We start from the raw sequence: 21,160 nt of genomic DNA on the forward strand, positions 1-21,160 counted from the left end.
CTAAAACAGAAATAAATAAAAATAATAAATACGGGGAAAAGCTTATGTCACAAATGTTAGCTCTGTTATTAATTGTCGGGATACTGTACATCGGGGATGCCATTGCAGTACGAACAAAAGCATGGATCCCATCAGTGTTTGTTTGTGCGGTATTATTCCTTTTAGGTTATTGGACATTCTTTCCTAAAGATATTGTGAGCATTGCGGGAATACCAAAAGTTGTCGCCGTGATGTTGATGTATTTACTCATTACCAATATGGGTACATTGCTGTCATTGAAAGAACTATTACACCAATGGAAGACTATCTTAATTTCGTTATCTGGTATTTTGGGGATCATCGTCTTTATTTATGGAGTAGGTCTGGCGTTATTTGATTTAAATACAGTATTAGTGGCAATCCCGCCATTAGTCGGTGGCATCGTCTCTTCATTAATTATGTCAAAAGGTGCTGCGGAAGCTGGGCTGGTGGATCTCTCAGTATTTGCCATCTTAATTTATGTGATGCAAGGTTTTGCCGGTTATCCACTCACGGCCATCATGTTGAAACGTGAAGGTCGCCGAGTGCTTGAGCAGTATCGCAATGGTACTTGGAAAGAGTCATTGGCCGTTGACGGTTCGGATGATGTCGAAGTCAAAACACTGGCATCTGAAAGTGCAATGCCTCGCATGTTCAAGCGAATTCCGAGCCACTATAACACCAGCTATTTCCAATTTTTACGCTTAGTGGTGGTGGGATATCTCGCCTATCTAGTCTCTACCGTTGCTGCACCTTATGTGAGCATAAGTCCGTTTGTTTTGTGCTTATTATTTGGTGTTATTGCCTCGTCAATGGGCTTTTTAGAAAGGCAGTCTCTGCAGAAAGCGAACGGTTTTGGCTTTGCTATCATGGCATTAATGCTATTTATCTTTGATACGTTAAATCATGCAACGCCGGATATGTTGTTGAGATTGGTCTATCCAATGGTGGTGTTGATCGTGGCAGCGGTCATCGGCATGTTTATCGCGTCTTGGATTGTCGGAAAAATTCTAGGGGTATCAAAAGAGATGGCTTTCGCAGTCTCATTGACGGCGCTGTATGGTTTCCCCGCGGATTATATCATTACCAATGAAGCCATTAACGCACTGACCAAAGATGAAAAAGAACGTCAGATTTTAACTAGCCATATGTTAGGACCAATGTTAGTTGGTGGTTTTATCTCTGTCACAATGGTTTCCGTGGTATTAGCGGGGATTATGGTCGCCTACATTGTGCCTGTTGCGGCATAACGATAAATAGAATATTAAAATTTAACACGCTGAAAAATAATAGTTTAAGAAAGCGAAAAGAATAGAAAAAGGACAGAAAAATGGTCAATAACAGCATCACAGCATCCATTAAAAAACACACAGAAGCGATGATTGCTTTTCGTCGTGACCTTCACTCACATCCAGAATTACCTTTTGAGGAAGTGAGAACCACGAAGCGTATTGCTGAAGAATTGGCAAAAATTGGTATCGAGTATCGCCTCACAGAACCTACCGGAATTATTGCGGACATTAAAGGCGGAAAACCTGGAAAAACGGTCGCCTTACGTGCGGATATCGATGCATTACCTGTTCAGGAATTGAATGATTCCCTTGAGTATAAATCGACAAATCAAGGGAAGATGCATGCATGTGGGCATGATGCGCATACCGCGATGTTATTAACCGCAGCCAAAGCGTTATATGAAGTGCGTGATGAGTTAAAAGGAAATATTCGTCTGATTTTTCAACCGGCTGAAGAAATAGCGCAGGGTGCGAAAGCGATGGTGAAACAAGGCGCTGTGGACAATGTGGACAACGTGTTTGGTATGCACATCTGGTCTACGACGCCATCAGGAAAAATATCGTGTAATGTCGGCGGGACATTCGCTTCTGCGGACTTGTTGGTCGTGAAATTTAAAGGGCGAGGTGGGCATGGTTCGATGCCGGAAGCGACCGTTGATGCCGCAATCGTTGCCTCGTCATTTGTGATGAATTTGCAAGCGGTGGTTTCCCGTGAAACTTCCTCGCTAGACTCAGCCGTTGTGACTATTGGCAAAATGGAAGTAGGTACCCGATTCAACGTGATTGCAGAAAATGCGGTATTGGATGGAACGGTACGTTGCTTTGACATTGAAACCCGTACTCGCATTGAAGCGGCTATCCGCCGTTACGCCGAACATACTGCCGCGATGTACGGCGCCACTGCTGAAGTGGATTATATCTACGGTACGCTGCCAGTGATTAATGAAGAGCGCAGTGCATTACTGGCGCAGTCGGTGATCAGCGAAGCATTTGGTGAAAATACATTAATGGCAGAAAGACCAACCCCTGGTGGGGAAGATTTCAGCTTTTATATGGAAAACATTCCGGGCTGCTTTGCATTATTAGGTTCAGGTAACCCAGAAAAAGATACCCAATGGGCGCATCACCATGGCTGTTTTAACATTGATGAAGATGTGATGGCGTCAGGTGCAGAACTGTATGCGCAATATGCATGGTCTTATTTACAGCAAGATAAGTTCTAATAAAATAATGGGACTTAGTGCAGAAAATAGGCTGTTAGGGTTTCACATCATGATAATAGATTATTAAATCAAGCCTGAGTAATAAATAGATTGCTCAGGCTTTTCTTTTGTATTTTAAATCGAGATATTAACCGCCAAATCCCATTTAATTAAACGTTAATTACGAATTATGGTGAACAAAAATAGCGTCTCTAAGGCGTTGTTGCAGCTCAAAGCGTTGTTCTTGGGTTAGCTTATCATCATGAGAAAGCTGCATTAGCATTTCATTCATATTATGAACGGAGTTTTCATCTAGCAATAAGGCGACTTTGTTTGTTATTTCTTGATAGTAATTCACAGCAAATCCTCCAGCGTATTGGGCTAATTAATTCTGTTTATCAATCACCATGACTGCCATGGTGTTTGGTTCAAGTGCGCGCATAATGTGGGGTTCATCACCTCGGTAGTGAATATAGTCACCGACATTGAGCTCAACAGGGTTATCGAGTGGCCCAACTAATGCTCTGCCTGACATCAAAATAATATGCTCAGTGACATCATGCATATGGGGTTCTGAAACGCGATCTCGGCCGGGCTGTGCAACAACCGTATAAATATCCCGTTGAGAATTAGGGGGTGCAGAAGAGAGTAAATAGGCCAAATAGTTTGCGTGCTCTGCGCTCACTGGGGTACCTTCACCATGGCGGATCACAGTCACTGCTGCGCGTTTTTCTTCAATTAAACGTGAAAATGGAATATCCAGCGCAACACATAATGCCCATAGGGTTTCAATGCTGGGATTGCCGCTACCGGATTCCAATTGGGATAGCGTGGATTTAGCGATCCCCGCTTTACGCGCAAGTTCAGAGAGAGAAAGCCCGCTTTTTTGCCTTTCACAAGCCAATGATTTTGAGATTAATTCGATAGGGGGCGTGAATAAGGTCAACTTTAACATCCTATTTGATTGCACTTAGCCTAAAGTAACGACATAATGAACGAGTGTTTTTTATATCGAACGGTCGTTCTATGCAGACATCTACATTTCAGTTTTCTATTCTCCATAATAGCACAGTGAAAAATATTGCACTGGTGTGTATTGCAGACTTAATTGTGGGGATTTCCTACGGTGCATTAGCTCATTCACAAGGTTTTGATTGGTGGGTACCGTTGATGCTGTCCATTTTTGTGCTAGCGGGTGCATCCGAGTTTCTGTTTATTGGCGTGGTATTTTCAGGGGGAAGCCCTCTGTCAGCTGCCTTGGCTGGGCTATTAGTCAACTCGCGCCATATTCCATTTAGTTTTGCCGTCAGCGAGTTAACGGGAAAAGGAGCAAAATCACTGCTGGGATATCACATCATGAATGATGAAAGTGTGGTTTTTGGCTTGGCACAAGAGAGTGAGCGAGAAAAAACCGCCGCATTTTGGTTGTGTGGATTAGGGATTTTAATCTGCTGGCCTGTCGGTGTGGTCATTGGAGAAATTCTGGGAAGCTTTATTCAAGATACCCATGCGCTAGGAATGGATGCCATGTTTCCCGCCATTATCTTAGCGTTAAGTTTACCCGCGTTGAAAGATAAGCGCTTAAGACTCGCTGCGATAGTCGGGGCTGTGGTTGCTGTGGTTGCAACACCGGTACTACCGGCGGGGATCCCCGTTTTACTGGCCTTGTTGAGTTTAGTTATCTATATAAGGAAATCATGATGATGGAACATCCTTGGTTAATCGTCAGTGGAATTTTCATTTTAGCGGTTGGGACGTACTTAATGCGGGCATCCGGCGCATTGCTAAAAGGGCGGGTCAATTTAACAGAACAAAATAAAGCCCTATTTTCAGCTGCCGCCATTGTGATTTTATTTTCAGTCGCGATGACTTCAACGCTCTTTTCAGGTAATGAATTATCGGATTTACCGAAAATAATTGGGGTGGTGGTGGCAGGTATTCTGACTTGGTACCGCAAGCCATTTATTGTGATTGTTTTGTCGGCGGCGATAGTCACAGCGGTATTACGCGGGTTATTTTAGTTAAAAAAAAGCCCCTATGGCATTAGGGGCTAAAATTAGGGATATACCTAAACGTTATTGTGTCTATTAAGATACTGATTTTTAACTAACAATGCCAAAAGGTTGATGTTATCAGTGTAACAGGCACAGCCTATGGTTTAGGTTGACTCATTCATTATTTAGCTGCGGGCGCCGTAGCAGGAACCGGCATTGGCATCGGTTGTGCTGGCTTGAATTCAGGCACTTCCACGACAGACATCTTCACCATGTAGCGTTTGCCATCTTCAATTTTAGGCGTATCGTTTGCCAGTTTTTTCAGGGTTTCATTCGGCTTGGTGGTTTGTTCTGTCACGCTATACACCATATTATGATGATTTCCGCCATGATGGCGTGGTGACTTGTTCATATCTACATTAGCGGCTGCCGCAGCAAAGCCAACAGACAGTAAAACAGCAGCAAGCAAACCTTGGTTTAATTTGTTCATCTTTTATCTCCTCATTAACGTGATGAGAGGATAATTCATCAATTAGATTTCCCTCGCAATGGCTTTTACCTGCTTTGACTGAAGCTCCATATTTCCTGCACGTTTTATCCTTTCTTTACACATTTTATTGAAAATAATGAGATTATTTTACGAAGCAAGGGGTGTGAAAGGGTCGAGAAGATAACCCAGAAAAATCTCTGGGTCATTGACGGTTAGCACGCGATTTGCGGTTGCTGAGGCTCGAGAGGAGGTAAACCATAGGCTGCGCGAGCACGGTCGCAGGCTTCATTGTGGATGCCGTTATGCCACGATTGTTCGAATTCTCGGCATGGCGTAGGGCGCTGTTCATAAATGGAGCAAGAGACACACTCCCCGACGGTACCACCAAGGGCAGTGCAGCGGGTATTTGGCTTTTGATTTGTGCCTTGCATGCAGCTCATAAAAGGGGTGATTTGCTCGGTTAAATGTTGTGGCACCGAACCACCGCCAGCCTCAGCTTCTGCCCAGTAAAATGAGACGCGAAAGTAAGCACAACAAGCGCCACAGCTGACACAGGGATTATCTGAAGGATCAGTTTTTAGTATATGAATAATATTGGTCATATAAAAAATCTAACAATGAAGTTGAGAGTTCCCGTAGGAAACGGGAGACGCAACACAGGCAGGAGGCCTAAGAAAATGTTGCTCAACCGCTATTATGTTACGCAACTTTACGTATTGGCAATATTTTTTAGAGTAAAAACCCAGTATTTCCAATCAAGTCAAAATAAAGTAAAAATTTCAATCTGTTGCAGTTTGATGACGTATCGAGAATGGAAAATAGCAGACACAAAAAAACCTGCCGTTTGACGGGCAGGTTTCAATGAGTGTTAGGAGATTAGGGTGATTAAACGTGTTTTAAATCACCGTCGTCATCTTGATTGAAGATTGACTTGTCTGTTTCGCCCATTAACTGGCTAGTGACGGTACCTGCTGTCATGGAGCCACTGACGTTCAGAGCAGTACGACCCATATCAATCAGAGGTTCGACGGAAATTAACAGCGCAACTAACGTAACTGGTAATCCCATCGCAGGCAGCACAATCAGTGCGGCGAAGGTTGCACCGCCACCCACACCGGCAACACCGGCAGAGCTGATAGTTACGATACCGACTAAGGTTGCAATCCAAAGTGGGTCAAATGGGTTGATCCCCATAGTTGGAGCCACCATCACGGCTAACATCGCAGGGTAGATACCCGCACAACCGTTTTGACCGATAGTTGCACCGAAAGAAGCCGAGAAGCTTGCGATAGATTCTGGCACACCAAAACGGCGAGTTTGCGTTTCAATATTCAGAGGAATACTGGCTGCGCTCGAACGGCTGGTGAATGCAAATGTCAGTACTGGGCCGGCTTTCTTAAAGAACTTAATTGGGTTTAAGCCCGTTGTTGCCACTAAAATACCGTGAACCACAAACATAATGGCTAGCGCGACATAGGACGCGACGACGAAAGTCCCTAAGTTAATGATATCGGCTAAGTTAGAGCTTGCGACCACTTTGATCATCAGTGCCATTACACCGTAAGGGGTTAAACGCATGACTAAGCGAACGAGTTTCATTGCCCATGCTTGCATCACATCGATAGCGGCTAATGCTTTTTCACCACGCTCTTTATCATCTTTAAACAGTTGCAGCGCAGCTACCCCTAAGAAGGCAGCAAAAATAACCACACTGATGATAGATGTTGGACTTGCGCCTGTTAAATCAGCAAACGGGTTTTTCGGGATAAAGGACAGGATCAACTGAGGAACCGTTAAATCCGAAACTTTACCAATATAATTTGTTTCAATGGCCGCTAGACGTGCCGTTTCAGATTGACCTTGAACCAGACCTTCAGCGGTTAAGCCGAACAGGTTTGCAATCAAGATACCCACTAAAGCCGCAATGGCTGTGGTAAACAGCAGTGTGCCAATGGTTAAAAAGCTAATTTTCCCTAAAGAAGATGCCTTATGAAGTCGAGCGACCGCACTCAGAATAGAGGCGAACACCAGAGGCATAATCACCATTTGTAACAGTTGAACGTAACCATTACCGACGATATTAAACCAAAGAATGGAGTCTTTTACCGTTTGGTGACCGGAACCATACACAAGGTGAAGTCCGACACCATAAGCAACACCGAATACGAGACCCAGTAAAACTTTTTTGGACAGGCTCCAACCATTCGATCCGAGTTTTGCTAACAGTATTAATAGTGCTACGAAAACCAGCACATTGATAATCAGAGGAATATTCATTCCGCACTCCAAATTGTAATTATTTTACATAATGATTCTTGTTGTTAATCCTTAATAGGTATAAGGATTTCATTTCTTCTAACAACTGGTTATATGATATCAGTTGAAGTTAGTCATTACTTATAATCAAAAGTTATAATTTAGGTTGATTCATGCTTACAGTATATTACAAAAGTGAGCTTTTTGTCGGTAAGTGTATATTTATCTGATTATTAAAATAATTTAGTGCGTTTTCAATTTGCTGGAACCAATCAGCGGGATGGGCTGTTGGAATTAAGACAGCACAGACGGTCAAAAGCACAGCAATAAAGCGTTCCCCACGTTTACTGAACTTGCCGCGTAAGATGGGAAAACAAAAACGTGTTGGCAGAGGCCATAAAAAGGGAACCCCCGATGGAGTCAGCATATCAGCCACTAAATGGCTCATATAACCTAGTAAAAATGCTTGGATAAGGTCGCTAGGTAAGTCCCAATAGTGAGGTAGCCATTGGTAGCTGCTGATCAGTAAGATTAGCCAAGCGATCAGGCTGTGAGTGAACCCGCGATGCCCACACAGTTTTGATATAGGTAGTGAAATAATACGAAAAAGCCGCCCGAGGATAGATGAAGGATGGTCAATATCAGGCAATAAGGCACCTAGCAACACTCCTGGCACCATATGCAACCAATCACCCTGAGCGAACTCTGGGGTAATTTGCAATTTATGAGCCATTACAAGTGAGGCGACGGAAAAAAGCAGATGCCCTTCAGCAGTCATGGTGGATAAAATACCATCTGTTTATCTATACAGTAGGCGGGAAGTATAAAGGGTTTGTAGGAAATATGGTAGTGGGAGAGAGTTAAAAAAACTCTTATTTATTAGTTAATAACCGTAGGTTTTTATACTTTTAAAAATTTCCCCTACGTGAAAAACGTAAGGGAAATTGTGTTCGGTTAACTTATTTAAGATTAACGTAAATTTTCTGGGCGTAAATCGTTCAATGAGGCGATTTTAACATCAGCCAAACCCCAGCGTGGGTCATTGAAATGCTTACTATCAGGCACGACGATAGAACGCATTCTTGCCGCTTTTGCAGAAATCATTCCATTAAAGGAGTCTTCTAAAGAAGCACAATGGATAGGCTTGGTGGATAACTCAGCGGCTGCTTTTAAATAAACTTCGGGATGAGGCTTACTTAATGGTAAGTCTGCTGCTGAAACGACGGCAGAAAAATAATGGCGGATATCAAATAAGTTCAGCACTTTTTCTAGCATATAATCTGGAGATGCAGATGCTAAAGCGATTTTTAGGTCCATTGACCGGCACAGTTCAAGAGCATGCTGTACACCTGGCAGTAATGGGCGTTTTTCTTCCACTAAACCAATAACGCGGTCAATAATACGCTGTTTTGTTGCTTCTAAACTACAACCCTGCCAAGGAGATGCGTTGTACCAAAGTTCAACAACGTGATCGATACGTAAACCGAGGGTGTCAGGAAGAGTGTGCTTAATGGATAAATCGACGCCTAACTCTGCAAAAACTTCATCTTCCCCTTGTTCCCAAAAAGGTTCCGAGTCAATCAGCAAACCATCCATGTCAAAGATGACAGATTGGATAGGTAATTTATGATACATAGCAAACTCCATTCATTTAGATACCCGCTTAAAAGAGGGTATGGGGATTGTCGCTGTACTTTAATCACAGTCATTTTGGTTTCTGAAACGATTCTAACAAGCTATGACTTGGGGTTATAGAGATATATGTGCTATCACATGATTTTATTGGAAATTTGAGTTTAGTTACTGATGTGAATTCGATTCAATCTTTGAATAATCCGAAACTCAGTTCTTAACTATCATTTTTTTATAGAAATTTGGAGCCAGCAAATATTATCGGCTATGATTAGCGTAGAAAAAAACTTTAAGGAATAGTTGTAATGAATTACCACAAGGCAAATTCTCTTGCGATTGGCAAACGTATTTTGGGCTGGATCGTATTTTTTGTGGCGTTAATTTCCACATTAACATCGTTAATTAAATTAGCGGCTCTGAAAGGAATTCAAGGCGAAGGAATTAACGCAGTTGCCAATGATTTTGTTAAATTAATGGCGGAGATGACTCGACAAAGTACACCATTTCTCAATGTATTTTGGAATAATTCACCAGTTCCTGAAGTGAGCCATGGTTTTTCAGGTAGCAGCATCGGATTTTTTGTTATTTTTATTTTCATCTTTGTGGGGCTTGCTTTAAGCGCATCAGGCTTACGCATGTATCGACAAATTAAATTCATTCGCGAAAGCATTGAAGATCACGTCATTCTTGAAAATGCAAAAGGCAGTGAAGTGACCAAAGAAGAGTTAGAAGCCAAAGTCACTATTCCTCGACATACTATTTTCAAACAGTTCTTCTTGATGTATTTCTGGCCGATTGTTTTAGGGATCGCCATTTATTTTGCATTGAAACTTCTGAATTGGTAGTTTTTCATCATGTGGGTCATTCCTCGTCATGTTGATGTTTTCCCATCATGAAAAATGCACAGCATCGGTATTTACTCCGCCGCTGTGCATCGCTTATTTCCGTCTATTTGATTCTCAGTTATTCGTCGTCTAATAAATTATCAATAATGCTGCGAGCGTGCAGATAGCTTTGTTCATTACCAAACATGTTGGCTTGATTGAGTAAGAAATAGAGTTGATAGATTGGTTGCCTGTCTAAGAAGCCCGTTGGTAATGGCCAAACACTTTGGTACCCATCAATAATTTGAATCGGAATTTCTTTATATAATGGCAACATGGCGATATCACATTCCCGATCACCCCAATAACAGGCAGGGTCATAGAGTACGCCATCCATTTGGTTGGTGACCGCGCAGTTTGCAGGCCACAGATCCCCATGTAATAAAGAGGGTTGAGGTTGATGGCCGGATAAACGGTGTTTAACAATATCCACGAGTTTTTGAATATCACCAAAAACCATGCCTTTCTCAGATGCAATTTGTAATTGAAGACCAATACGTTTTTCTGCAAAGAATGCATTCCAACGCTTTTCCCACCCATTAGGCTGAATAATGGTACTGAGCATAGTATCAAAATCGAACCCATAGCTAGGCTGTTCTTCCCATTGATGCAATCGCGCCAATTGTTGACCAAAATGCCAGGCATTGGTGCTATCAAAATGTTTTAACGGGAAATATTCGAGGAGAAGAAAGCTGTGGTGCTTGTTGCTACCCAAGCCGTAGACTTTGGGAACGGTGATGGTTTGGCTTTTCGCTAGCATTTCAAGCTGCTCTGCCTCTTGTTTAAAAAGAGGGAGAAACTCGCGGCGATTTTGTTTTACGAACACCGTATGCTCGCCATAATCGATTCTTAAGGTGTGATGAATATCTCCACCAGAAAGAATCACTTTATTTCGCAGCTCTGCCTCACCAAAGTGTTCAATTAATAAACGATTCATCGCTTGCCACATGATCCACCTCGCTGTGATTTGGTCTTCACTCATCCCATACTATAGCGCCAATTTAGGAATTAACAGTGATCATTGTTTAATAATTACGCCTTATTTCGAAATGATTGATGGCTGATTTTGCTCAAGAATTGGGTGAGGATTGCTTTTAACGAAGACAGATGGATATCGCATTTCTTCTTTTATAGAGAGCAAGCTTCAAGATAGTCGAATAGAAAAAAGAAAAAGCTGAATAGGTTTTCACCGTATTCAGCTGAGGTTGATGACAAAGAGGGATAAAAGCGTGGTTTTTCCCTCTTTGTGTTATCAGGCGAAAATCAATAAATTGATTTTCCCCGTTAATTTTACAACCCAAACGAGCCATTTCCAAACCTGATGGGTTTGTCAATGGCCTGAGCTGAATAGGTTTTGACCGTATTCAGCTTTATATCATTAGGCAGTATGCAAATCTTGGCGAGTGGTATGGGATTTGCGGCGCGCGAGGATTAATTTGCTATAGAGCAGGGCAATAACAAAGTAGCCCGCTTGGATCACCACAATGGTTGGGCCCGTTGTCGCGTTAATGTGGAAGCTGACAATAGTTCCCAGTACGCTGGAGGTGACTGAGGCGATAATCGCCACCACCAACATCCAACCAAAGCTCCGACACAGAACAAAGGCGATGATCCCCGGCGAAATCAACATTGCAATCACCAGAATGATCCCGACAGCTTGCAGTGATGCCACGATGGTTAACGCTAATAGCGAAAGTAGTCCGTAATGTAGCCATTTAACCGGCAGGCCGATAACACGCGCTTGGTTTGGGTCAAAGCAATACAGCATAAAATCTTTACGTTTGAGTAAGATAATCGCAATGGTTATCCCTGCAAACAGTAAAATTTGTTTAAATTCTTCGTCGGTGATCCCCAATATATCCCCGAATAGAATATGGGTAAGATGTTGTTCAGTATCGATTTTTGCGAACATAACCAAGCCGACAGCAAACATACCCGAGAAGACAATACCCATGACGGTGTCTTCTTTTATTCGACTGTTCTCTTTCAAATAACCGGTAGCAACGGCGCAAAATAGCCCCGAAACAAAAGCCCCAATAGCAAGCGGAATGCCAATTAATGATGCGATAATAATTCCGGGTAATACTGCATGGGAGATGGCGTCTCCCATTAATGACCAACCTTTTAAGACTAAAAAGCAGGATAAAATAGCGCAGACGGTTCCCGTAACAATTGCTGTGATCAGGGCTTTTTGCATAAATGGAAATGCAAACGGAGCCATCAGTAAATCCATAAAATCACTCATGGGTGGCTCCTTGTTGTTTACGGTGATGCAAGTCAGCAACTTCACTGCGAGCTTTGCGTCGTGAAGCAAAAAGCCCGTGTTTTGGTGCAAAGAAGAACGCCAGTAAGAAAATTACCGTTTGGAACGTAACAATTAGCCCGCCCGTTGCCCCATTTAAAAAGTAGCTGAGGTAGGCACCAATTGCGCTGGTGGCAGTACCGATAGAGACGGAAATGATCAGCAATGTTTTAAATTTATCTGTCAGTAAATAGGCGGTGGCACCTGGCGTGACCACCATCGCAATGACCAATATTGCCCCAACGGTTTGCAGTGCGGCAACGGTACAAGCGCTTAATAAAGTGAAGAAAATGATTTTTAGGCGTAGTGGGTTTAAGCCAATGGAACGCGCATGGCTTTCGTCAAAAAACACGGCCAGTAAGTCTTTCCATAGGCACATCAGGACAATAAATGAAACGGCAATGATAATCTCGACTTGAAGCACGTCAGCATCGGCGATCCCCAAAATATTACCGAAGATAATACTTTGCACGTTTACTGAGGTTGGGTTCAACGAAACAATTAATAACCCCGCCGCAAAAAAGGTGGAAAAGATAAAGCCGATAACGGCATCTTCCCGTAAGCGGGTGAGATGTTTAACAAATGTCATGGCGAGGGCGGCGAGAATACCCGTAAAAAAAGCCCCCGCAGCGTAAGGTAATCCAAGCGCATAAGCGCCCGCCACACCGGGCACAACAGAGTGGGAGAGGGCATCTCCCATCAACGACCAACCTTTGAGCATTAAATAAGCTGATAAGAAAGCACACACCGCTCCGACGATGGCACTCACCCATATGGCTTTAACCATAAAGTTGTACTCAAAGGGTTGCAGTAACAACTCAATCATTCAGATTCCTTAGGCTGATTCTTTCTAACCGGTGCATCGTGATCGTGACCATAGAAGACGGCGGCACGTTCGTCATCAGTAATCACTGTGACAGAGCGTGGGTCATCATCGTCATGAAGCTCTTGACCAGACAGGTTAATATGGCGCAATACGCCACCAAATGCTTTTTGCAGATTACGCTGGGTAAAGGTAGTTTCCGTTGGACCACTCGCCAGCACAGTGCGGTTTATCAAAATTACATGGTCACAAAATTCAGGCACACTTCCCAAGTTATGGGTTGAGACTAGAATTAAATGCCCTTCATCGCGCAGACTGCGAAGTAGGTCAATAATGGCATTTTCTGTTTTTACATCGACCCCCGTAAAGGGTTCATCGAGTAACAGAACTTTACCTTGCTGGGCGAGGGCGCGAGCCAAAAATACCCGTTTTTTCTGACCGCCGGAAAGCTCACCAATTTGGCGATGTTCCAATCCGGCTAAATCAACACGCTCTAATGCCATTTTTACGGCTTCTTTGTCTTCCTTTTTAGGAATACGAAAGAAGCCCATTTTGCCATAACGCCCCATCATCACCACATCAGAAACTAGCACTGGAAAATTCCAATCCACTTCTTCTGTTTGTGGAACGTAGGCGATAATATTCTCTTTTAATGCCGCTTTAATCGGCTGGTCATTGAGAGTCACACTACCAGACGATGGTGTGACTAATCCCATAATGGTTTTAAACAGTGTTGATTTACCACTTCCATTCACGCCCACAAGGGCGCAAATGGAGCCACCGTGAATATTGAAACTTGCATCATAAATCGCGGTATGACCATTGTTGTAAGTGACAGTTGCGTCATCAACAACCAGAGTCGGATGTTCGAATTGATTTGTATGGCTCATTTACTGTGAAAATCCTTTTGCGATAGTATCGACGGTTGTGTTCAGCAGGTCTATGTAAGTTGGTACAGGGCCTTCAGCGGTTGACAGTGAGTCAACGTATAAGACGCCACCGTATTTTGCGCCAGTTTCTTTACTGACTTGCAGAGCCGGTTTGTCTGAAATGGTACTTTCGCTGAAAACAACGGGAATGTTGTGCTCACGAACCGTATCAATTACTTTTTTAACTTGCATTGGTGAGCCTTGCTCTTCAGCATTGATTGGCCACAAATAGACTTCTTTAAAGCCATAATCTTTAGTGAGGTAGCTAAATGCGCCTTCACTGGTCACTAACCAACGTTTATCTTCAGGAATACGATTTAAACGTTCACGTAAAGGTGCATCAAGCGCGGCGATTTCTTGAGAATATTTTTTAGCGTTTGCATTATAAGTATCGGCGTTTTCTGGGTCATATTTCACCAGTGCTTTACGGATATTTTCGATATAAATTTGTGCGTTAGCAGGTGACATCCAAGCGTGAGGATTCGGATTATCTTTATATTCACCTTCACGGATTGGCATCGGTTCAATGCCTTCAGTGACCACAACCGCAGGCACATCTTTAAGGTTTTCAAAGAAACGCTGGAACCAAACTTCCAGATTCATTCCGTTCCATAAGATAAGGTTAGCATCGTAGGCTTTCATAATATCTTTTGGTGTCGGTTGATAACCGTGGATTTCTGCACCCGGTTTAGTGATGGATTCGACAATTGCGGCATCACCGGCTACATTTTGAGCAATATCTTGTATTATAGTAAATGTGGTGACCACTTTGAATTTTTTAGCCAAAGCAGGTTGGCTGACAAATAAAACGGCAGCTAATGCAATAAATGTGGTACGTAATAGCGTTGATAATCGGAATAAACAGTTTGTCATAAAATAGATCCTAACGTTGGGTCACGAGTTCTATGAACTAAATTAATCTCATTAAATGGTTAATCTAAATAAGTGTGTTATTGGGCTTGAATGTATTTTCTCATTTATATTGACCTATTTGACTCTACAATGAGTATGGTCTTTCAGGCTGATAGTATTTATATCCCAATTGATAATGATTATCAATATCAATTATGAAAAATCCCGTTAAATGGTAAAAGGGGTATTTTTGTAATCGATGAGTTGCTGGCTATCATTATTATTTAACATGACTAAAACACGTCCAGAAGTAAAAGTTAAGTAAAAAATGTATTATTTTTCTAAAGATTAGCTATTCTTTTGGTGTTTTAATTTGCAGAGGATACAACAGTGAAAAAAATGGTCGGCAGTGCGCTTGTACTTTTGCTATTGGCAGGTTGTTCAAGTGACCCCAATAAAACAGCGAACAGAACAAGAATGCTAGATAATCGTAATCAAATGACAAATACGACAGCCAATACTAGCTATCCACGAACTCCATATGATGAGTTTATTCGTGAGTCCGCGAATCGCTATAGTGTGGATGAAACACTGATCAGAGCCATTATTGAAGTAGAATCTAACTTCCGACCTGAAGTGGTGAGTAAATCTAATGCCATTGGTTTAATGCAAATTAAAGCGTCAACAGCAGGGCGTGATGCATATCGTTATCAAGGACGTTCTGGTGAACCAAGTTCTAACGATTTAAAAGATCCACGTAAAAATATTGATATCGGTACAACCTATATTCGTATTCTCAAAGAGCAGCATTTGGCGGGTATTAGCCACCCGCAAACTATGTATTATGCGACCGTTGTGGCTTACGTGAATGGGGCAGGGGCATTATTAAGAACATTTGATAATGATAAAACTAAAGCTATTGCGATGATAAATAACTTATCACCAGAAGAGTTTTATCAACATGTTCAGTCTAAACACCCCGCGCCACAGGCTCCACGTTATTTGTGGAAAGTTAAAAATGCGTATAATGCATTAGCGGTGAATTACTGATATTCCGTCATTAAGTGTGGGAGTTGCGCGATAATTTCAACGATACCGTTGATGACGAATTGCACTCCTATACAAATTAATAAAAAACCCATTATCCGCCCAATTGCATCAATCCCACTGTTCCCTAGCCATTTCATAATTGACGTCGCGCCCCGTAATCCTATCCAAACGAACACACTGGCTATGAGAAAAACAATAATGGGTGCGACAGTGATAACCCATGGCGCAAAACCAATATCCCCTTGCAAAGAAGCGGTGGAACTAATAATGATCGCGATGGTACCTGGACCTGCGGTACTTGGCATTGCGAGAGGGACGAAAGCAATATTTTGGTTACCTTGACGTTTTTTGGGAACACTTAAATCATCAGTGGCGACATTACTGTTATCTTCACTATTTTCTGAATTAGGAAATAGCATCCCAAAACCAATAAAGACCACAATAAGCCCACCCGCAATACGTAGTCCGGGAATGGAAATTCCGAAGGTGTTCATGACTAATTGGCCAGCATAAAAAGCGACGAGCATGATACAAAAGACATAAATTGCAGCCAGCAGTGATTGGTGGTCACGTTGTTCTTTGGTCATGTTGGCGGAAATACTGAGCATCACGGCAATGGCGGTCAGTGGGTTAGCCAGTGGAAGGAGTAAAACTAAGCCAAGGCCAACGGCTTGAAAAAGTTGTAAAATATCTTGCATGTCGAAAATTACCCTCCAAATTAATCTAGAATGGCTTCTCGTTGGAACTATAACAAACATTGTTACTAATTTGTGGAATCAGAAGGGTATTCTCCCACCAAATTTAGGATAAAGAGATTTTTTTACGTGAAATTGCGTAATGTTTTTACTTAATGAATGACAAAGTTGTTCACATTAACTGTGGATAACATTTCGATTCATGTGTGAATAAGTGTAATTATTCGTTGAATAACAAAGGGGTATGTCACTGGATTAAAAACATTCAATATTTTGAGAAAAAAAAACCTTTTTATGTGAGATAAAAAGGTCAAGGGCATTATTGCTAGAGGGGGTTTATGTTCATTTGTTAGTGAGTATATACAGTGCTATCTGTTTTACTGACAGGTTATGTAAATTCGTTAAAAGATTATTGTCAGGCGATAATCTTATTTCTTGGTAATATAATTGGAATATTCTTTACAAACTCTTTTTTATTTTAAAAACTGCTTTACGGTTTATTGTGTATTCTAAATTTCATGTTAAATAGAATTTTAGGATAGCCAATGAGAAAGTTACTGTCACCATTAGTTACTTCATCAATGTTGCTTGTTTTGGCTATTGCTGCTGTGCTGATCCTGTTCCCACAAACGTGGAAACAATCTATTTTTCCTTCGCTCTCTCAATTATTACCCGCTTCAGTCAATTCCTTTATGGAACAAAACGGATTGACGAATAATGCGTGCGATAGTTTAGAAAGTAATTTAAGAAGCTTTACAGATTATCTGCAAGCAAATGCAGATGTTGTCGAAGTGAAGGGAATGAATGGATTAGAAGAGCAAATTGCTAATATCCAAGCCAGATTAAATAATTTACCCAGCGATGTACGTAATTCAGTATGCGAACAAGAATATGCCAATCTCGAAGGTCTAAAAAGCGTTTTTTCTTTAGGATACCGTTCATAAAATAACAGAGTACTCATTCACACTGTGTTATTGAATATTATTGACATCGGTGCCAATTCTTATCGTTTTATCCATGATATGCTTGCCAGATGAATATCAATTTAGGACCTGTGATGAGCATTTTTAAACTTCCATTTGTGAATTGGTTAGCGCTCAATGGATTTGCTGCTTATTATCTGCATATCAAAGAGGGTTTTTTCTGGAGTTTTTCTGGTTGGATGGGAATTATCGGCATCCTGATTGCCTTAGAGGCTTTCGGCTGGATTGGCGCAAGTTTATATTATTTTTCTCAGCAAAAAACCTCACCAAATCCTATTAGCCCCGCGTCTTCTCTTATTACTCGAGGTCCTTATCGGTTATCTCGGAATCCGCTATACCTTGCTTTTACCTCGATGAGTTTAAGCTTTGCTTTATTTTCGCATTCACCTTATTTCTTGGTGTCAGGCTTGGTTTTCTGGTTAATTACTGATTTGTATACAATTCCTCAAGAAGAAAAATTCTTATCTGAGTGCTTTAAAGAGGAGTGGACTAATTATATTCAGCAAACTCGACGTTGGTTATGATTTACCTTGGTCTAATTCGTTAATTATTCATTTTCAATAAGCGATTTTACCTATTTAATCTTTGGTTATTGTCATTATAATCTATTAATTTAGCTTTTGGTGCGAATTTTGACATTTTTCAAGGCGATTTCCTTTAGCTAAATGTAAACTGGTATAACCCAAGGACTTGTGAGGTTATTGCCGTGAACAAAAAAGTGTTATTAGGTGCTATCGTCTCTTCAGTATTACTGTATTCGGCATCGGCTGCTGCATGCCCTTACTGCAATGGAAACTATGATCACCGCTATCAAAACAATTATCACCAAAACAATTATCGCCAAAACAATGAAATCGCTAAGCTAGCGAAAGAGTTTGATGATAAGCGTTTTGAATTGAATAAGCTGTACGATGCTGGCGCCAAAGATGATGACGCGAAAGTAAAAGCGTTGGTGAAAGAGCTTGATGATTTATCACTGCAACTTCGAAACGAAGAAGACAAACAATATAACCGCCCATATCGTGATGGTGGATGGGGGGGACGCGGTAATCATCGCGGTTGTTGGTAACGTTTTTGTTGTATAAGGCTATTCAAAGTCATGTTGGGTAGCTTTTTTGTCTTTTTTCGCAGGATGATGGAATGGTATTTTTCTCCCCTTAACGATTTATCGTGAAAAAAGTGTGGTGAGAGATGAAAAAAGGAATAATTACAGCGTTATTGGCGCTATCCACTCTTGTATTGCTGGCATCGGGTGCCTCTGCTCGACTTGTTTATACCCCAAATGAAATGAAGGCTATCATCGATAAGCAAGGTGTCCCATATCATGAGGATTGGCATGCTATTTATGCTGATCAGATTAATTTTGAACTCTGTTCAGCCACCGCAGATTTAGTCTATCTTATTAGCGCATCAGAGTATCCCACAACCCTGAATCTTTCATTATCACGTTCAAAATCACGTATTGCATGGTTACCTGAATATGCAGTGAGAACGGATTGTAATGGCTATGGTAATAATATTCTTATTATGTCAGCAGATTACACGTTAATGAGCTCAGAACAGCAGTAATTTTAGCGCTAGAATAATCAACAACTGGCTATCGCCATAAAATATGTCTGTGTTATGATTACGAGTTGAGTTGCTAGCGATGTGCATAATTACGTTATCAATTATATCTGCCTCGGCATATATAATGTGTACATAATTGTGTACCTATCTCGCATAGTGAAGTGAGAAATCGTCAGTAACGTATTGATTTATAAACTTTGGAATAATCAAGCAAGTGATCTTTCGTGTGGGTCACCACTGCTGATAAGGATTTTTTAATGCCTGTTATTACTCTTCCTGATGGAAGTCAGCGTCAATTCGACCATGCAGTTTCTGTCATGGATGTGGCTCGCGATATTGGCGCCGGTCTAGCAAAAGCATGTATAGCTGGTCGTGTTAATGGTGAGCTGGTGGATGCTTGTGAACTGATCGAGCATGACGCAAACCTGTCAATTATCACGAGTAAAGATGATGATGGTCTAGAAATCATTCGTCACTCTTGTGCTCACTTATTAGGTCATGCAATTAAACAATTGTGGCCAAATACCAAAATGGCAATCGGTCCAGTTATCGACAACGGTTTCTATTATGATATTGACCTTGACTATACGCTGACCCAGGAAGATTTGGACAAGCTCGAAAAGCGTATGCTTGAGCTTGCCAAAACAGATTATGACGTGGTTAAAAAACGTGTTTCTTGGGCAGAAGCTCGTGAAACATTCGTAAACCGTGGTGAAGATTATAAAGTTGAAATCTTGGATCAAAATATTAGCCAAGATGATCGCCCAGGTTTATATCACCACCAAGAATATATTGATATGTGTCGCGGTCCACACGTACCAAATATGCGTTTCTGTCACCACTTTAAATTACAAAAAGTGGCAGGGGCATACTGGCGCGGTAACAGCGATAATAAAATGCTGCAACGTATTTACGGTACTGCATGGGCAGATAAAAAGCAGCTTGCTGCGTATCTGCTGCGCTTAGAAGAAGCGGCGAAGCGTGACCACCGTAAAATTGGTAAGCAATTAGATTTATATCATATGCAGGAAGAAGCGCCGGGTATGGCGTTCTGGCATAACGATGGTTGGACAATTTTCCGTGAACTGGAAACCTTTGTACGTACCAAACTGAAATCCTATAATTACCAAGAAGTTAAAGGCCCATTTATGATGGACCGCGTATTGTGGGAAAGAACAGGTCACTGGGAAAACTACAAAGATGCAATGTTCACAACCTCATCTGAGAACCGTGAATATTGTGTTAAACCAATGAACTGCCCAGGTCACGTTCAGATCTTTAACCAAGGGTTAAAATCTTACCGTGATTTACCACTGCGTATGGCGGAATTTGGTAGCTGTCACCGTAATGAGCCATCAGGTGCACTGCATGGTTTAATGCGCGTACGCGGCTTTACCCAAGACGACGCCCATATCTTCTGTACTGAAGATCAAATTCTGGGCGAAGTGACTAGCTGTATTGAGATGATTTATGATGTTTACAGCACTTTCGGTTTCGAAAAAATCGTTGTAAAACTGTCTACTCGTCCTGAAAAACGTATCGGTACAGACGATATGTGGGATACAGCAGAAGCAGACTTAGCCAATGCGCTGAAGTCAAAAGGTATTGAGTTTGAATACCAGCCGGGCGAAGGTGCATTCTACGGCCCGAAAATTGAATTTACACTGTATGACTGCCTTGACCGTGCATGGCAATGCGGTACTGTACAATTAGACTTCTTCTTACCGGGTCGTCTAAATGCTTCTTATGTTGGTGAAAATAATGAGCGTATTACGCCAGTTATGATCCACCGTGCGGTTCTGGGTTCACTAGAGCGCTTCATCGGTATCTTAACGGAAGAATATGCAGGTTTCTTCCCAACATGGTTAGCACCACAACAAGTTGTTGTGATGAACATTACAGATAGTCAAGCAGACTATGTACAAGAATTAGTTAGCAAGCTGCAAAGTGTTGGCATTCGTGCGAAAGCGGACTTACGTAACGAGAAAATCGGCTTTAAGATCCGCGAACACACCCTGCGTCGTGTTCCTTACATGTTGGTTTGTGGTGAGAAAGAAGTTGAATCAGGTAAAGTGTCTGTTCGTACCCGTCGTGGTAAAGATTTAGGCAGCCTTGATGTTAACGAATTCATGACTAAACTACAGGAAGAAATTCGCAGTCGTCAGCTCAATCAGATGGAGGAATAAGGT

Annotated in this window: 24 protein-coding genes; 11 read left to right on the forward strand and 13 right to left on the reverse strand. The window is 41.8% G+C overall.

Features of this window, described 5'->3' with window-relative positions; all coding sequences use genetic code 11:
• Positions 1-44 precede the first annotated feature (44 nt).
• Positions 45-1,268, forward strand: a complete 1,224-nt coding sequence (locus ACY3ZI_RS08740; protein WP_487377153.1) for a hypothetical protein — start codon at positions 45-47, stop codon at positions 1,266-1,268.
• Between the two features lie 80 nt (positions 1,269-1,348).
• On the forward strand, positions 1,349-2,533 hold the full coding sequence (locus ACY3ZI_RS08745; protein WP_211885302.1) for a M20 family metallopeptidase: 1,185 nt from the start codon (positions 1,349-1,351) through the stop codon (positions 2,531-2,533).
• 160 nt (positions 2,534-2,693) lie between these two features.
• Here ACY3ZI_RS08745 and ACY3ZI_RS08750 read toward each other — a convergent pair whose 3' ends face one another.
• Together ACY3ZI_RS08750 and ACY3ZI_RS08755 are read right to left on the reverse strand one after the other, a co-directional pair.
• Positions 2,694-2,870 (reverse strand): DUF2526 family protein, encoded by a 177-nt coding sequence (locus tag ACY3ZI_RS08750; RefSeq protein ID WP_108479034.1) that lies wholly within the window; start codon positions 2,868-2,870, stop codon positions 2,694-2,696.
• 27 nt (positions 2,871-2,897) lie between these two features.
• On the reverse strand, positions 2,898-3,467 hold the full coding sequence (locus ACY3ZI_RS08755) for a helix-turn-helix domain-containing protein (RefSeq protein WP_036950519.1): 570 nt from the start codon (positions 3,465-3,467) through the stop codon (positions 2,898-2,900).
• Positions 3,468-3,538: 71 nt separating this feature from the next.
• Here ACY3ZI_RS08755 and ACY3ZI_RS08760 point away from each other — a divergent pair, with 71 nt between their 5' ends.
• Both ACY3ZI_RS08760 and ACY3ZI_RS08765 read left to right on the forward strand, forming a co-directional pair.
• On the forward strand, positions 3,539-4,213 hold the full coding sequence (locus ACY3ZI_RS08760) for an AzlC family ABC transporter permease (protein ID WP_487377156.1): 675 nt from the start codon (positions 3,539-3,541) through the stop codon (positions 4,211-4,213).
• Positions 4,210-4,533 (forward strand): AzlD domain-containing protein, encoded by a 324-nt coding sequence (locus ACY3ZI_RS08765; RefSeq protein ID WP_080675622.1) that lies wholly within the window; start codon positions 4,210-4,212, stop codon positions 4,531-4,533. The genes ACY3ZI_RS08760 and ACY3ZI_RS08765 overlap by 4 nt, the downstream gene beginning before the upstream one ends.
• Positions 4,534-4,687: 154 nt before the next feature.
• On the opposite strand, the gene ACY3ZI_RS08770 is transcribed toward ACY3ZI_RS08765, so the two are convergent.
• The 5 genes from ACY3ZI_RS08770 to hxpB all read right to left on the reverse strand — a co-directional run bounded on the left by ACY3ZI_RS08770 (position 4,688) and on the right by hxpB (position 8,887).
• On the reverse strand, positions 4,688-4,996 hold the full coding sequence (locus ACY3ZI_RS08770; RefSeq protein ID WP_154604091.1) for a hypothetical protein: 309 nt from the start codon (positions 4,994-4,996) through the stop codon (positions 4,688-4,690).
• Between the two features lie 212 nt (positions 4,997-5,208).
• On the reverse strand, positions 5,209-5,598 hold the full coding sequence (locus ACY3ZI_RS08775; RefSeq protein ID WP_036950513.1) for a YkgJ family cysteine cluster protein: 390 nt from the start codon (positions 5,596-5,598) through the stop codon (positions 5,209-5,211).
• Between the two features lie 283 nt (positions 5,599-5,881).
• Positions 5,882-7,273 (reverse strand): L-cystine transporter, encoded by a 1,392-nt coding sequence (locus ACY3ZI_RS08780; RefSeq protein WP_036950508.1) that lies wholly within the window; start codon positions 7,271-7,273, stop codon positions 5,882-5,884.
• Between the two features lie 166 nt (positions 7,274-7,439).
• On the reverse strand, positions 7,440-8,030 hold the full coding sequence (locus tag ACY3ZI_RS08785; protein ID WP_487377157.1) for a metal-dependent hydrolase: 591 nt from the start codon (positions 8,028-8,030) through the stop codon (positions 7,440-7,442).
• 191 nt (positions 8,031-8,221) lie between these two features.
• Positions 8,222-8,887, reverse strand: a complete 666-nt coding sequence (hxpB, locus tag ACY3ZI_RS08790; protein WP_036950504.1) for a hexitol phosphatase HxpB — start codon at positions 8,885-8,887, stop codon at positions 8,222-8,224.
• Between the two features lie 302 nt (positions 8,888-9,189).
• Here hxpB and ACY3ZI_RS08795 point away from each other — a divergent pair, with 302 nt between their 5' ends.
• Positions 9,190-9,729, forward strand: coding sequence for a YniB family protein (locus ACY3ZI_RS08795; protein ID WP_211885307.1), 540 nt, complete (start codon positions 9,190-9,192; stop codon positions 9,727-9,729).
• A gap of 118 nt (positions 9,730-9,847) precedes the next feature.
• On the opposite strand, the gene ACY3ZI_RS08800 is transcribed toward ACY3ZI_RS08795, so the two are convergent.
• From ACY3ZI_RS08800 to ACY3ZI_RS08820, 5 genes are all read right to left on the reverse strand, one after another.
• Positions 9,848-10,717 carry a fructosamine kinase family protein gene (locus ACY3ZI_RS08800; protein WP_211885308.1) on the reverse strand — a complete coding sequence of 290 codons (870 nt, stop codon included), beginning with the start codon at positions 10,715-10,717 and terminating at the stop codon, positions 9,848-9,850.
• 429 nt (positions 10,718-11,146) lie between these two features.
• On the reverse strand, positions 11,147-12,013 hold the full coding sequence (locus ACY3ZI_RS08805; RefSeq protein WP_154604088.1) for a metal ABC transporter permease: 867 nt from the start codon (positions 12,011-12,013) through the stop codon (positions 11,147-11,149).
• Positions 12,006-12,896, reverse strand: a complete 891-nt coding sequence (locus ACY3ZI_RS08810) for a metal ABC transporter permease (protein ID WP_108479029.1) — start codon at positions 12,894-12,896, stop codon at positions 12,006-12,008. The genes ACY3ZI_RS08805 and ACY3ZI_RS08810 overlap by 8 nt, the downstream gene beginning before the upstream one ends.
• Positions 12,893-13,783, reverse strand: coding sequence for a manganese/iron ABC transporter ATP-binding protein (locus ACY3ZI_RS08815; protein WP_211885309.1), 891 nt, complete (start codon positions 13,781-13,783; stop codon positions 12,893-12,895). The genes ACY3ZI_RS08810 and ACY3ZI_RS08815 overlap by 4 nt, the downstream gene beginning before the upstream one ends.
• Complete coding sequence (locus ACY3ZI_RS08820) at positions 13,784-14,695, reverse strand: metal ABC transporter substrate-binding protein (protein WP_154604085.1); 912 nt, start codon at positions 14,693-14,695, stop codon at positions 13,784-13,786.
• A 369-nt stretch (positions 14,696-15,064) separates the two neighbouring features.
• Here ACY3ZI_RS08820 and ACY3ZI_RS08825 point away from each other — a divergent pair, with 369 nt between their 5' ends.
• Complete coding sequence (locus ACY3ZI_RS08825; RefSeq protein WP_487377171.1) at positions 15,065-15,724, forward strand: transglycosylase SLT domain-containing protein; 660 nt, start codon at positions 15,065-15,067, stop codon at positions 15,722-15,724.
• Here the strand turns inward: ACY3ZI_RS08825 and ACY3ZI_RS08830 are convergent.
• Positions 15,718-16,422, reverse strand: a complete 705-nt coding sequence (locus tag ACY3ZI_RS08830) for a MarC family NAAT transporter (protein ID WP_487377175.1) — start codon at positions 16,420-16,422, stop codon at positions 15,718-15,720. The two genes, ACY3ZI_RS08825 and ACY3ZI_RS08830, sit on opposite strands and share 7 nt — an antisense overlap.
• A 542-nt stretch (positions 16,423-16,964) precedes the next feature.
• On the opposite strand from ACY3ZI_RS08830, the gene ACY3ZI_RS08835 reads away from it, so the two are divergent.
• From ACY3ZI_RS08835 to thrS, 5 genes are all read left to right on the forward strand, one after another.
• Positions 16,965-17,363: a hypothetical protein gene (locus tag ACY3ZI_RS08835; protein ID WP_211885312.1), complete on the forward strand. Its 399-nt coding sequence runs from the start codon at positions 16,965-16,967 to the stop codon at positions 17,361-17,363.
• 113 nt (positions 17,364-17,476) lie between these two features.
• Positions 17,477-17,926 (forward strand): methyltransferase family protein, encoded by a 450-nt coding sequence (locus ACY3ZI_RS08840; RefSeq protein ID WP_211885313.1) that lies wholly within the window; start codon positions 17,477-17,479, stop codon positions 17,924-17,926.
• Between the two features lie 182 nt (positions 17,927-18,108).
• Positions 18,109-18,471 carry a hypothetical protein gene (locus ACY3ZI_RS08845; RefSeq protein ID WP_211885317.1) on the forward strand — a complete coding sequence of 121 codons (363 nt, stop codon included), beginning with the start codon at positions 18,109-18,111 and terminating at the stop codon, positions 18,469-18,471.
• Between the two features lie 122 nt (positions 18,472-18,593).
• The gene (locus ACY3ZI_RS08850; RefSeq protein WP_211885319.1) at positions 18,594-18,971 is read left to right on the forward strand and encodes a hypothetical protein; all 378 of its coding nucleotides are present in this window, start codon (positions 18,594-18,596) and stop codon (positions 18,969-18,971) included.
• Positions 18,972-19,228: 257 nt separating this feature from the next.
• Positions 19,229-21,157, forward strand: a complete 1,929-nt coding sequence (gene thrS / locus ACY3ZI_RS08855) for a threonine--tRNA ligase (protein WP_036950480.1) — start codon at positions 19,229-19,231, stop codon at positions 21,155-21,157.
• Positions 21,158-21,160 lie beyond the last annotated feature (3 nt).

The organism is Providencia sp. LY12 (assembly GCF_057621555.1).